The sequence below is a fragment of the Vreelandella venusta genome (genome assembly GCF_044809155.1).
In the GTDB taxonomy this organism is placed as follows: domain Bacteria; phylum Pseudomonadota; class Gammaproteobacteria; order Pseudomonadales; family Halomonadaceae; genus Vreelandella; species Vreelandella venusta_B.
The window spans coordinates 617,137-629,905 of record NZ_CP085241.1; the positions used below are offsets into that span (position 1 = coordinate 617,137).

10 protein-coding genes and 1 pseudogene are annotated in these 12,769 nt (G+C 53.2%); 10 read left to right on the forward strand and 1 reads right to left on the reverse strand.

Features of this window, described 5'->3' with window-relative positions; genetic code table 11:
* The first annotated feature begins 138 nt into the window (after window positions 1-138).
* The 3 genes from LG301_RS03010 (at window position 139) to LG301_RS03020 (ending at window position 1,982) form a co-directional block, all read left to right on the forward strand.
* Window positions 139-759, forward strand: coding sequence for a TetR family transcriptional regulator C-terminal domain-containing protein (locus LG301_RS03010; protein ID WP_404475155.1), 621 nt, complete (start codon window positions 139-141; stop codon window positions 757-759).
* A 27-nt stretch (window positions 760-786) separates the two neighbouring features.
* Window positions 787-1,671, forward strand: coding sequence for an alpha/beta fold hydrolase (locus LG301_RS03015; protein ID WP_404473305.1), 885 nt, complete (start codon window positions 787-789; stop codon window positions 1,669-1,671).
* Between the two features lie 152 nt (window positions 1,672-1,823).
* Complete coding sequence (locus LG301_RS03020) at window positions 1,824-1,982, forward strand: hypothetical protein (protein ID WP_404473307.1); 159 nt, start codon at window positions 1,824-1,826, stop codon at window positions 1,980-1,982.
* Window positions 1,983-2,014: 32 nt separating this feature from the next.
* Here the strand turns inward: LG301_RS03020 and xseA are convergent, their stop codons facing one another.
* On the reverse strand, window positions 2,015-3,358 hold the full coding sequence (xseA, locus tag LG301_RS03025; RefSeq protein ID WP_404473309.1) for an exodeoxyribonuclease VII large subunit: 1,344 nt from the start codon (window positions 3,356-3,358) through the stop codon (window positions 2,015-2,017).
* A gap of 275 nt (window positions 3,359-3,633) precedes the next feature.
* Between xseA and LG301_RS03030 the strand changes: the two genes are divergently transcribed.
* From LG301_RS03030 to LG301_RS03060, 7 genes and pseudogenes are all read left to right on the forward strand, one after another.
* On the forward strand, window positions 3,634-4,833 hold the full coding sequence (locus tag LG301_RS03030) for a Na/Pi symporter (protein WP_404473311.1): 1,200 nt from the start codon (window positions 3,634-3,636) through the stop codon (window positions 4,831-4,833).
* Between the two features lie 24 nt (window positions 4,834-4,857).
* Window positions 4,858-5,544, forward strand: coding sequence for a PhoU domain-containing protein (locus LG301_RS03035; RefSeq protein WP_404473313.1), 687 nt, complete (start codon window positions 4,858-4,860; stop codon window positions 5,542-5,544).
* Window positions 5,545-5,698: 154 nt separating this feature from the next.
* The gene (gene guaB, locus LG301_RS03040) at window positions 5,699-7,168 is read left to right on the forward strand and encodes an IMP dehydrogenase (protein WP_404473315.1); all 1,470 of its coding nucleotides are present in this window, start codon (window positions 5,699-5,701) and stop codon (window positions 7,166-7,168) included.
* A 98-nt stretch (window positions 7,169-7,266) separates the two neighbouring features.
* Complete coding sequence (gene guaA, locus LG301_RS03045) at window positions 7,267-8,844, forward strand: glutamine-hydrolyzing GMP synthase (RefSeq protein ID WP_404473317.1); 1,578 nt, start codon at window positions 7,267-7,269, stop codon at window positions 8,842-8,844.
* Window positions 8,845-9,148: 304 nt separating this feature from the next.
* Window positions 9,149-10,336: pseudogene (locus LG301_RS03050) on the forward strand (tyrosine-type recombinase/integrase).
* 47 nt (window positions 10,337-10,383) lie between these two features.
* Window positions 10,384-11,451 carry a nucleoid-associated protein gene (locus tag LG301_RS03055; protein WP_404473319.1) on the forward strand — a complete coding sequence of 356 codons (1,068 nt, stop codon included), beginning with the start codon at window positions 10,384-10,386 and terminating at the stop codon, window positions 11,449-11,451.
* Complete coding sequence (locus LG301_RS03060; RefSeq protein WP_404473321.1) at window positions 11,451-12,461, forward strand: GTP pyrophosphokinase family protein; 1,011 nt, start codon at window positions 11,451-11,453, stop codon at window positions 12,459-12,461. Before LG301_RS03055 ends, LG301_RS03060 begins: the two co-directional genes overlap by 1 nt.
* Window positions 12,462-12,769 lie beyond the last annotated feature (308 nt).

Below are 12,769 nucleotides of genomic sequence, written 5' to 3' on the forward strand. Positions count from 1 at the left end.
CTAAGCAGCGATTAGGTAAGTAATGTGCAATTTGCGTGCAACACGCTTGCCCAGTATGGCGTTACCTAATAGCGTCGTAAAAAAGAACGCCTGCTCACTGTATTTGAACATCATTAGACTACTGGTCTACGTCACATGATAAAAAACACCGCGACCCGCGATAAGTTAATCGAAACTGGCGCTGCGCTTATTGCCCAACAGGGCTATAACGCGACGGGTATTAATGCCGTTCTAAAATCCTGCGGTGTGCCCAAAGGCTCGTTTTATCACTACTTCTCCAGCAAGGAAGATTTTGGTTTGGCGGTGATAGAGCGCTTTGCCACGGAGTACGATGATAACTTGGCCATGCTGCTTGAAGACGCCACCTTGCCGCCTTTAGAGCGGCTGCGCCGCTACTTTGCCACTGGCCGCGCGCACATGCGCGAATGCGATCATACAACCGGCTGTTTAATTGGCAATCTGGGGCAAGAGCTTTCCGGCCAGAGCGATACTTTCCGCGATGCGCTTAACCTTGTGTTCCAGCGCTGGGAGAAACGCCTGGTGACCTGCCTGCGCGATGCGCAAGCCGAGGGCGCCGTCAACACGACTATCGCGCCAGACGCCCTGGCAAGTTTTGTGCTTTCTGGTTGGGAAGGCGCAATTTTACGCGCAAAAACGCTCAAATCCGTCGCACCGATGGAGCACTTTGAGGCGATTTTGTTTGAGCAGGTATTAAAGGCCGACACGCCCGTCGGCGCTGAAACATCGCTGGCGCAATAACGCCAGCGTATGCAGTGGGGTGAGGGTATGTTTCACGGGTTTAAGAAGCACACACGCCACGTTAACGGCGTGGATATTGCCTATCGCCTAGGCGGTAGCGGCCCTGGGTTACTGCTGCTTCACGGCCATCCGCAAACCCACGTTATTTGGCATAAAGTGGCGGATACCCTGGCCCAACACTTTACCGTTGTGGCTGCGGATTTGCGCGGTTATGGCGATAGTGCGAAACCCGACGACGACCCTGAGCATCTCAACTACGCCAAGCGCACCATGGCCAACGATATGGCCGCATTGATGAGCGCGTTAGGTTTTGAGCGCTTTAAGGTGCTGGCCCACGACCGCGGGGCGCGGGTGACCCACCGTTTGGGGCTCGACCACGCGGAGCGCGTTGAGCGCATGGTGCTATTGGATATTGCCCCCACCCTGGCCATGTATCGCGGTACTAATGAAGCCTTTGCGCGCGCCTACTGGCACTGGTTTTTTCTCATTCGCCCTCAGCCGCTGCCGGAAATGCTGATTAACAGTGACCCCGCCCAGTATTTAAAAAGTGTGATGGGAGCGCGCAGTGCAGGCATGGCGCCTTTTACTGCAGAAGCGCTGGCGGAGTATGAGCGCTGCCTCTCGCTTCCCGGCGCCGCCACAGGAATTTGTGGCGACTACCGCGCCAGCGCCAGTATTGATTTGATCCACGACCAAGCGGATATTGATGCAGGCACGCTGCTCACCTGCCCCCTCAAGGTGATGTGGGGAGCCGACGGGGCAATAGATGCGTGTTTCGATGCGCTTGCTGAGTGGCGCAACGTGGCCACTCAGGTTGACGGCAAAGCACTTCCCTGCGGCCACTACATCGCCGAAGAAATACCCGATACCTTGCTGGAGGAGGCGCTGCCGTTTTTGCTGCAGCCTCATTAGCACTGTGGGTTTAACCACGGGCAGCGGAGCCATCTCATCATCATGTCGGGCGCTTCATGGAAAGAACGCCCTTAGCAGCTATAGTGAAGGGGCAACACTCAACAGAGTTAACGCTATTCACTAACGACCGCCACCAAGGATCAGGAGGTAATATGAACACCGCACTTTCTGCTGCAAGCGCCCATCCCGATAAAGACGATCCTAAAAAAGACCAGCGTGATGACCATCACGACGACGCCAACCCGATGCCGGATACGCATCATGTTAATCCCAATAGCGACGACTCATCCGACAAGAAAGAGCGCAAATAAACGCGGACTGGCCGATTTAGACCTGTGCGGCGCTACTTTTTGTAGCGCCGCTTTACTTCCACGCTGAGTTTTCCTTCACCTAGCCGCAGCGAGAGCTTCTGTCCCGGAGTGGTGTCGTCTGCGCGGCGAATAATGTGGCCTTTTTCGTCCTGGGCGATGGCGTAGCCGCGCCCTAATACTGCAAGCGGGCTAACCGCGTTTAATTCACGGGCGGCGCTGTTGAGGCGCACTTGCCGTGCTTCCAAGGCGCGCTGCATGGCGCTGCCCAAGCGGCGCTGTAAGCTGGCTAAACGCTCCTGCTCAGCGCGATATAGCCGGGCCATATCCTGGCTGGCTAGGCGCCTTTCTAACTGCGTTACGCGGGCTTGTTGCTGGAGAAGTATGTGCTGCATTGCGCGCTGCAGCCGCTGTGTAAGGGCGGTGAGGTGCTGACGCTGGCGGTTAAGCTGCTCGCCGGGGTGGCGAAGGCGGGCGCGCAGGGTATCCAGGCGCTGGCTGTCGCGCTCGAGGCGAGCCTGCATGGCGCGGTGCAGGCGGCTTTCCGCCTGTTCCAGCTGGCGCTTCAGGGTATTTTGATCCGGCACTAAGCGCTCGGCGGCGGCGGAAGGCGTTGGGGCGCGCATATCCGCCGCAAAATCCGCTAGGGTGACATCCACCTCGTGGCCCACCGCCGACATCACCGGCAAGCGGGAGTGAAAAATCGCCCGTGCCAAGTGCTCATTATTAAACGCCCACAGATCTTCAAGGCTGCCGCCACCACGGGTAATCAGCACGAGATCCTGCTCGGGGTCGAGGCGTGCTTGGCGGTTCAGCAGCCCCAGCGCGGAAATCATCGCAGGTGCCGCATCAGCCCCCTGAACAGGCACCGGAATCAGCGTCACATCCGCCAACGGCCAGCGTGTTTCAAGTACGGCCAGTACATCGCGAATGGCCGCGCCGCTGGCAGAGCTTAAAATCAAAATTTTGCGGGGTGGAAAGGGCAGGGGGCGGGTATTGGCAAACACCCCTTCGCCTTCCAGCTGCGCTTTTAAGCGCTCGAAGGCGGCCAATAGTTCGCCTAGGCCCGCTGCCTGCACTGCTTCGGCAATTAATTGGTAGTCGCCCCGCGGCTCAAATAACGAGACACGCCCACGTAGTTTGACCTGGTCGCCATCGCGCATGGGAGCGGCCACAAACCGCGCCCGCTGACGAAACAGCGCGCAGCGTATTTGCGCGCGATCATCTTTAAGTGTGAAGTAAATATGCCCCGACGTGGGGCGAGAAACGTTAGACAGCTCGCCCTCAACCCATACTTCGCCCATGTCTCGCTCTAGCGCTTTGCGCGCCTTGAGGTTGAGTTCGCTGACTGAGAAGATGGTGCTGTTTGTGGCGCTCATGGAGGCAGGTGTCATCCAACGCTTGCGGTGCGGTCAATAATGAAGGGAGACGATCATTAGACAATACGACAACGTGTATCAGCAATGGTCTTTGCGCTGGTCGTTTTGATGGTCGTTGTGATGGGGACAGGAATAGAGCGTCGTTCCTCGATTATTCACTAGATTGTTTTGTTTTCGTCATCAAATTGTCACATAACCGTGTTACGTTGCTCGCCGACACAAAACTGTCATCAAAGCGTCATACATAGATTGTCCACCAACACGGCAGACCACTTATGTCGAATCTCGGACCTTCAACCGATCGTCCTGCTCTAGCTCGCGAGGTGCCGCGTGAGGTGCCCGCGTGGTTGCGCGGTATTTACGCTGGCCTGTGCCTGTACCTGTTCTTGGCCGCACTTAACGTGCTGGGCTCGGGTCTGGGCACGTTTGGTAGCGATAGCGACCTGCTAACCCGTGCCTTTGCGCTTGGCGCAAACCCCTTCATTGCCTTAATGGCTGGCGTTTTAGTCACCATGGTGGTGCAGAGTTCGTCGTTCACGTCGGCGCTGATCGTTACCCTGGTAGCTAGCGGCGAGATGACGCTGGGCACTGCCGTTTTTGCCATCATGGGCGCCAATATCGGCACCGCCGTTACCGGTGTCATCGTGGCCCTGGCAAACGTGCGGATCAAGCGCAACTTCCGCCGCTCGTTCACCGCGGCGCTGATGCACGACTTATTCAATATTCTCACGGTTCTGCTGATCTTCCCGGTGGAGTGGCTGACGGGAATGTTCCATGAGAATGGTTACGGCATCTTTACACGGCTAGCCGGTTGGGTAGCGGAGCTGATTGGCTTGGAGGAAGTTGCCAAGCCCAGTAGTCCCATTAAGGTAATCACTGCCCCCATTGTTGATGTCGCTAATTGGCTGGGGGCCTCCCTGATGCCCAGCGTGGCGGCGGCTGGCCTGTTCGTCGCGGGGTTAGGCCTGCTGCTGATGTTCGCAGCGCTGGTCTTTATGGTGAAGAATCTGCGTGGTGCGCTGCTGCGCCATATGGATGGCCTCTTCCGCACCTATTTCTTCCGTACTGATGCGCGGGCCTACGGGGTCGGGGTGGTGTCTACGGTGCTGGTGCAATCGAGTTCTATTACCAGCAGCCTGATGGTGCCCTTGGCGGGAGCGGGCGTGGTGCGCCTACGTCGAGTGCTACCCTTTATGATGGGCGCCAACCTGGGTACCACGATTACCAGCGTACTGGCGGCGACTGCTAATCCTATCGCTGCGGCGATGACGGTGGCGCTGTTTCACGTTATTTTTAACTTAACCGGTACTTTCATTTGGTGGCCGCTTCGGGTGATTCCGCTGCGCATTGCCACTTGGTATGGCCGCTTGGCTGGTAAACAGATCCGCTACGCCTTTATGTTCCTGATCGGCGTATTCCTGGTGGTGCCGGTGGTCGGCATTACTTTAACCGAATTGTTCATGCGCCTGCGCTAAGCGCGGCCAACCGAGGGGTTTATCATGTTCAAACAGCTTTATAGTGCGCTTACCTCGGAAACCAGCATTGATCAGGCCTACGCGGATCTGACCAAAATGCTGGAGCATGGTGCCTGGATGTTCGCACGTGCTAACGAGGTGCTTTACAGCACGGTGCCGGCCGAAGACGTGCGCCAGCCGCTTTATCAACGCGATGTGGCGGTCAACGAGCTTGAGCGCTCCATCCGCCGTAAGGTGTTGCGCCACCTGACCGTTAATCCCGGCCACGATGTGGCTATCTGCTTGGCGTTGATGAGCGTTGCAAAAGATGCCGAGCGCATTGGCGATTACTGTAAAAACGTCTTTGAAGTTGGCGCTTTTTACAGTGAAGGCTTTCATGTGGATCGTTATCAAAAGCCCTTGGATGAGATCTCCGAGCGTTTATCCGGGCTGTTTAAAGAGCTCATCGCGGCTACACGAGACTCAAACGAAGCCCAAGCCCACCGTATCATCACGGCTGCCCGCGACATCGGCGGAATCTGTGATGACCTCATCGAAGCGCTGTTGGGTGAAGAAGAGGCGGTTGAGTTTCATGAGGCCGTGGCGTACTCGCTGCTCGCGCGCCACTACAAGCGGGTTTCTTCCCACTTGGCCAACATTGCCACAGCGGTAACCGGGCGTTTGGAAGATCTCGACTTTCCCAGCGAGGCCGATGACCGCGCGCTAGACTAACGTCGCCTAGGTTGAAACAGACAAGCAGCCCCCTTTAGGGGGGCTGCTTGTTTTGTATATGCTCCCATCGCATTGCTGGCACACCCCTCCAAACGTTATAATAGGGGATTAACTTTCCACGCCCCACTTCCTCTTCCATCAGGGTGTTGCCGCTATGCTACGTATGGCCCAAGAAGCACTTACGTTCGATGACGTACTCCTCGTTCCCGGCTTCTCCGATATTCTGCCCAAGGATGTCAGCCTCAAAACCCGCCTGACCCGCAATATTTCACTCAATATCCCGCTGCTTTCCGCTGCAATGGACACCGTTACCGAAGCGCGTCTAGCAATTGCGATGGCTCAGGAAGGCGGCATCGGCATTATCCATAAGAGCATGGCCATGAGCCAGCAAGCCGCTGAAGTGCGTAAAGTTAAAAAGCACGAAAGCGTGATTGTAAAAGACCCGGTGACCGTTAGCCCCAAGGCGAAGCTGGACGACCTGCTGGCGATGGCACGTGAGAACGGCTTCTCTGGTTTCCCCGTGGTTGAAGGCGAAACCCTGGTCGGGATTGTGACCGAGCGCGATATGCGCTTCCAGCCCAACCACGGCGACAGCGTTGCGGACATCATGACTCCCCGCGAGCGGTTGATTACCGTTAAAGAAGGCACCGACCTTGAAACCAGCAAAGCCAAAATGCGCGAACACCGCATTGAGAAAATGCTGATCGTCGATGACGAGTTTCACCTGCGCGGTTTGGTGACTTTCCAAGATATCGAAAAAGCCCGCACTTACCCAATGGCGGCTAAAGATAGCGATGGCCGCCTGTTGGTAGGCGCGGCCGTAGGCACCGGCCCGGAAACGCCTGATCGCGTTGCTGCCTTAGCCGATGCCGGTGTGGATGTGATTATTGTGGATACCGCCCACGGTCACTCCAAAGGCGTGATTGACCGTGTACGCTGGATCAAAGAGAACTTCCCCAATATTCAAGTGATTGGCGGCAACATCGCCACCGCCGCTGCCGCCAAAGCGCTGGCCGAGGCGGGCGCCGACGCGGTTAAAGTTGGTATCGGCCCCGGCTCCATTTGCACCACGCGCATTGTGGCGGGCGTTGGCGTTCCACAAATCACCGCGGTTTCTAACGTGGCAGAAGCGCTGAAAGAGTTTGATATTCCGCTGATCGCCGATGGCGGCATTCGCTTCTCAGGTGACCTAGCCAAAGCCATCGCCGCAGGCGCAAGCGCGGTGATGGTGGGTGGCCTGCTGGCCGGTACCGAAGAAGCGCCGGGTGAAGTCGAGCTTTACCAAGGCCGTACCTACAAAGCCTACCGCGGCATGGGTTCCATGGGCGCCATGTCCCAGAACCAGGGCAGCGCCGACCGCTACTTCCAAGACAAGAGCGAAGGCGCCGAGAAACTGGTGCCGGAAGGCATTGAAGGCCGCGTACCCTATAAAGGCATGATGGCCGCTATCGTTCATCAGCTGATGGGCGGGCTGCGCGCTTCCATGGGTTACACCGGCTGCCGCGATATTCAAGAAATGCGCACCAAGCCGGAATTCGTACAAATTACCAGCGCTGGCTTTAACGAATCCCACGTTCACAACGTGCAGATCACCAAAGAAGCTCCCAACTACCGGGTGAGCTAACCAGCACGTTTCATTAAATGGCGCGGCGAGCATTGCAGCTCGCCGCTTGCTTTTTGGCCTTACCAGCGGCACCCGCACCGCTTAACCGAGACCCTGCCATGAGTGACATTCACGCCCATAAGATTCTGATTCTCGACTTCGGCTCACAGTACACCCAGCTGATCGCCCGCCGGGTACGTGAAATCGGCGTATTCTCCGAAATCCGCGCCTTCGATATCACCGAAGAAGAGATTCGCGAATACAACCCTAACGGCATCATCCTGGCCGGTGGCCCGGAATCCGTCACCGAGCTGGATTCCCCCCGCGCCCCGCAGTGCGTGTTTGAAATGGGCCTGCCGGTATTGGGTATCTGCTATGGCATGCAGACCATGGCCGAGCAGCTGGGCGGCAAAGTGGAAGGCTCCAACCAGCGCGAGTTTGGCTACGCCCAAATTCAAATCGATGCTGAAAACGCGCTGTTCAAAGACATTAAAGACCACGTCGATACCGCTACCGGCAAAGCGTTGTTGGATGTGTGGATGAGCCACGGCGATAAAGTCGCCCAAGTGCCTGACACCTTCACCGTGACGGCCTCTACCCCGAGCTGCCCCATTGCCGCCATGGCCTGGGAAGAGAAGCAGTTTTACGGCGTACAGTTCCACCCGGAAGTAACCCACACCCTGCAAGGCCAGCGCATTCTTGAGCACTTCGTGCTGGATATTTGCGGTGCCGAAAAGCTGTGGACGCCTGCACAAATCATCGAAGACCAAGTACAGCGCGTGCGTGAGCAAGTGGGCGACCGCCACGTACTGCTGGGCCTTTCCGGCGGTGTCGACTCTTCTGTTGTGGCCGCGCTGCTGCACAAAGCGATTGGCGACCAGCTAACCTGCGTGTTCGTCGATAACGGCCTGCTGCGTAAGAACGAAGGCGACCAAGTGATGGAAACCTTCGCCAAGCACATGGGCGTGAAGGTGATTCGTGTAGACGCCGAAGAGCTGTTCCTCGGCAAGCTGGAAGGCGAGAAAGACCCGGAAGCCAAGCGCAAAATCATCGGCAACACCTTTATCGACGTATTCGATGAAGAAGCCAGCAAAATCGACGGCGTCGACTTCCTGGCCCAGGGCACCATCTACCCGGACGTGATCGAATCCGCCGCTTCTAAAACCGGCAAAGCGCACGTGATCAAATCCCACCACAACGTGGGTGGCCTGCCGGAAACCATGAAGCTCAAGCTAGTCGAGCCGCTGCGCGAACTGTTTAAAGACGAAGTGCGCAAACTCGGCCTAGAGCTTGGCCTGCCCTACGATATGGTCTACCGCCACCCGTTCCCTGGCCCCGGCCTGGGCGTGCGCATTCTGGGTGAAGTGAAAAAAGACTACGCCGACATCCTGCGTGATGCCGACGCCATCTACATTGAAGAACTACGCGCCTCCGGCTGGTACGAAAAAACCAGCCAAGCCTTCGCCGTGTTCCTACCGGTGAAATCCGTAGGCGTCGTCGGCGACGGCCGCCGCTACGAATGGGTCATCGCGCTACGCGCAGTAGAAACCATCGACTTCATGACCGCCCGCTGGGCGCACCTGCCCTACGAGCTGCTGGAAAAGGTGTCCAACCGTATTATCAATGAGTTGGAAGGGGTTTCGCGGGTGACTTATGACGTGAGTAGTAAGCCGCCTGCTACTATTGAGTGGGAGTGATTACACGTTAGGCACTATCTGGTACTAACTGGCATTAAATGACAATTAAGCCCATGTTTACATGGGCTTTTTTTTTCGTCTGGCAGTATTTGGCAATTGATGGCAGCGGGAAGCACCGCTTGAGCATGGTATCCAAGGTGGTATTATCGAGACATGATGCCATGAGTGATAGCCGATACCATGCTGCTTGATCCTGTGTGTTTATGGTATCGAAGTTATTTAACTATATGTTTTTATTTGTTTTATGGCCTGGTTTTCGGATGATCTTCCAGTATGGTATTGGAATCAAAGAATGATAAGACTCATGCTGACCGACACCAAGCTGCGCAACCTCAAGCCGAGGGATAAACTCTACAAGGTGAATGACCGGGATGGCCTCTATGTGGCTGTCACTCCTGCCGGTTCTATCTCATTCCGTTACAACTACTCGATCAATGGCAGGCAAGAGACAATCACCTTTGGCCGCTATGGCGTTGGGGGTATCACTCTGGCAGAAGCCCATGAGCGACTTGGTGAAGCCAAGCGGATGGTCGCCGATGGAAAGTACCCAGCGAAGGAGAAGCCCCGAGACAAGGCGCGTGTTAAAGGGGCTGAAATCTTTGGTGCCTGGGCGGAAAAGTGGTTACGTGGCTACCAGATGGCCGATTCTACACGTGATATGCGCCGCTCGGTTTCTACGAGAGAGCTGGAAACGAAATTCGGCAATCAGAAGCTGACTGAAATCACCCACGAGGACTTGCGAGCACTAACCGACGCCATCGTAGAGCGCGGTGCGCCTGCTACGGCGGTTCGTGCGCGTGAGATTGTAATCCAGGTATACCGCTGGGCGACTTAGCGAGGCCAGAAGGTTGAGAACCCGGCAGACCTGGTGAGGCCAGCAAGCATTGCCAGATTTGAGCCAAGAGATCGAACCTTGACGCCCGAAGAAATCAGGATCATGTACCAGTACATGGGGCGTATTGGCACATCACCATAGATCCGAGCAGCGGTCAAACTGCTGTTGCTGATGATGGTGCGAAAAAGCGAGCTGACGAACGCTATCTGGAGTGAGATCAACTTCAGCGAAGCGCTCTGGACAATCCCCAAGGAGCGGATGAAACGGAGAAACCCTCACCTGGTGTTTCTATCCAGGCAGGCCATGGATATTCTCATCGCTTTGAAGACGTTCTCCGGTGGATCGGATTATGTTCTGCCGTCACGCTACGATTCTGACGTCCCCATGAGCCGTGTCACGCTGAACCGGGTGATGACGATGACTTACAAGCTAGCTCAGAAAGAAGGGCAGTCCCTTGCCAAGATTGGGCCCCACGATCTGAGGCGTACAGCAAGTACCTTGCTCTATGAAGCTGGCTATAATACCGACTGGATTGAGAAATGCTTAGCTCATGAACAAAAAGGTGTTAGGGCTGTTTATAACAAGGCAGAATATAGAGAGCAGTGTGTATCAATGCTGCAAGACTGGGCGGACATTATAGATGATTGGGTCTCTTAACGCCGGTGGTTTTAAATAAAAAATACTGCAGGGAGTGGCGATTTTTAATGACTTTTACATTTGACAACCTTAATTTCCACAGAATAATTTTACACAATGTCTATAAGCCTAACGATGAAGGGCGTGTTGATCCGTTTCCTAGTCGTGTATTAACGCAGTTAGCTGTTACTGGTTTAGATAAGCTACAACAGCGTATCAGCAGTGTACTCGGTAATGGTTCCCACAGCTTGCAAATGGACATAGCTCAGGATGGCGCTGCTAGCTGTTTTCATTGTGCTACCCGACTCTTAACTGATGACGATGCTAGTTTTATAAAAAATTCAGTAGAAATTGCTGAATTGCATACCACCGCCCATACAAGCAAGAGCTGGCCTGGTGGAACTTTAGTAATTATTGATGGAACTGCTGGAGCTGCGAATAAGAGATGCTTGTTCATCATTAAAGCGGAGCAGCAAGCAGGGTTTGTGGGAAAAGAAGAGGGTGATAAGGTTGTCATGGATTACTTGGACAACTTAATACTTACCCCTCAAGCGAAACTCTACAAGGTTGGCGCATTTGTTGAAATAAGCAGGGAAAGTGTTGGCAATGAAATTAGAAATGCTGACGACTTTGAAGCCTATGTTTTTGATAGTAATATCCAGGCAAAAGATGATAGGAAGGCTGCAAGGTATTTTTATTCTGGTTTCTTGGGTTTAAGAATTCCTGAAAACTCAGAGCAGAGAACTCGGGACTTTTTTGAATATACAAAAAATTTCATTAATGATTCTGATCTGTCGACAGAAAGTAAGGTCGATCTTCAACAAGCTCTACATACATACCTGAAAACTGATCAGAGCAACACAATACAGACTAGTGGTTTTGCTGACCAATTCATGGAAGAGGAATTAAGAGATGATTATGCTTCTTATATGGAAAGTAAGAATTTTCCAACAAATGCAATAGTTAAAGATAACTCTTTAATTAAGAGGAAGTTGCAACATCGTAAAATGAATTTCTCTTCCAGCGTTAAGTTGACAGCTCCAGCAGATACTTTTGAAGAAATGGTTCAGGTTCTTGACGTTACTGATGAACATACTACCCTGAGAATACAGGGTAAGCTGACTGAGCAAGAATAATGGAGCGCGACGATTTCATCGAGTTGTATGAAACTGAGTTGCCCATGTATAAAGCGTGGGCCGACTTTGTACTGACTGAAATTGATTCCAGTATTTTGTCTCATGCGGGAACAAAAAGTGCGTACTTGGAATGGGTGAAAATACCACCATCTCAAAGAGTAAAACAGGTAGACTCGCTGGTTACGAAGGCATTTATCAGGAAGCGTAACAAGTATAAAGACCCTTACAAGGAAATAACTGATAAAGCAGGTATTCGATTTGTTGTACTGCTAACATCTCAACTTGAGCTGTTGTGTAATATAGTTGAAGAAGCTACAGGTTGGACTTATTCAAAGGATAAAGAATTTGATGAGTGGAAGGGTGATGATCCGAGATTGTTTGATTATCAGTCTGTTCACTATATTGTTTACGCTGCTAGGGATATTGAGTATAAAGGCATTCAAATAAATGAAGGCACCCCCTGCGAAGTGCAATTAAGGACTTTGCTTCAACATGCTTATGCGGAGCTTGCTCATGATACTATCTATAAAGGCAATATAGCGGCTTCACCAGAGGTCCACAGAACATTCGCAAAAAGTATGGCTCTGATGGAAACTACTGATGATTTATTGTGTAATGCAAAAAAATTATTAGAAAATGCGACGGCCGATATAAATGCATGGAAGAATGTCATCAACACCGAAGCAAAAAAACGTCTTGGTGACATCCAGCTCATTGATGATAGTAAGAGTGCGGACCATCTACTTAACTCAATTAGTGATTTATTGCAAAAAACTTCAACGGATGAATTTTTAGCTTTCCTTGAAGATCCAAATTATTCCTATGTAAGTGAAAAGATTAAAGAGAGACAAACCGGTTCGGTAGAGTTTAGGCATCCGTTTGTTCTTTTAATATACTTCCTTGCAAAAAGGTTTCGTGCTTCATTGCATCGAAAATGGCCTCTTGATCTTGAGCCACTGGAAGGTGTTTACAGTGATTTGGGGCTTCAGCCTCCTTGGGCTACGACCTAAATTTTAGCCGCTAAAATTTCTATCGGCCTTTTTCAGGCTTGTTAGCAGGGTGCGAAAATCTTTGCGAACTGCAGCTAATGCTTTAGATGTGATAATCCCCCCGAAAAACCAGAGTGTTCAAAAGTAGAATTTTCCGTAAGCTAAGCGCAGGGTCACGCGGGATCTGGCAGAGCTGCTGGAGAAAGGCTGCCTTTCCAAGCTGCCCGGCGGCGGGCGCAGCACACGCTATGCCGTGGTGTTTGGGCAAGCCCAATCAGTCTCCTAAGTATTGATATACTGCTACCTTTAAACGCTTATTTGCCAAGTTG

Bases quoted from the DNA above. Each gene is read 5' to 3' on its own strand.
- guaA (WP_404473317.1), top strand. From the start codon at position 7,267: ATGAGTGACATTCACGCCCATAAGATTCTGATTCTCGACTTCGGCTCA.
- LG301_RS03035 (WP_404473313.1), top strand. From the start codon at position 4,858: ATGTTCAAACAGCTTTATAGTGCGCTTACCTCGGAAACCAGCATTGAT.
- LG301_RS03015 (WP_404473305.1), top strand. From the start codon at position 787: ATGTTTCACGGGTTTAAGAAGCACACACGCCACGTTAACGGCGTGGAT.
- LG301_RS03020 (WP_404473307.1), top strand. From the start codon at position 1,824: ATGAACACCGCACTTTCTGCTGCAAGCGCCCATCCCGATAAAGACGAT.
- LG301_RS03055 (WP_404473319.1), top strand. From the start codon at position 10,384: ATGACTTTTACATTTGACAACCTTAATTTCCACAGAATAATTTTACAC.
- LG301_RS03060 (WP_404473321.1), top strand. From the start codon at position 11,451: ATGGAGCGCGACGATTTCATCGAGTTGTATGAAACTGAGTTGCCCATG.
- xseA (WP_404473309.1), bottom strand. From the start codon at position 3,358: ATGAGCGCCACAAACAGCACCATCTTCTCAGTCAGCGAACTCAACCTC.
- LG301_RS03030 (WP_404473311.1), top strand. From the start codon at position 3,634: ATGTCGAATCTCGGACCTTCAACCGATCGTCCTGCTCTAGCTCGCGAG.
- guaB (WP_404473315.1), top strand. From the start codon at position 5,699: ATGCTACGTATGGCCCAAGAAGCACTTACGTTCGATGACGTACTCCTC.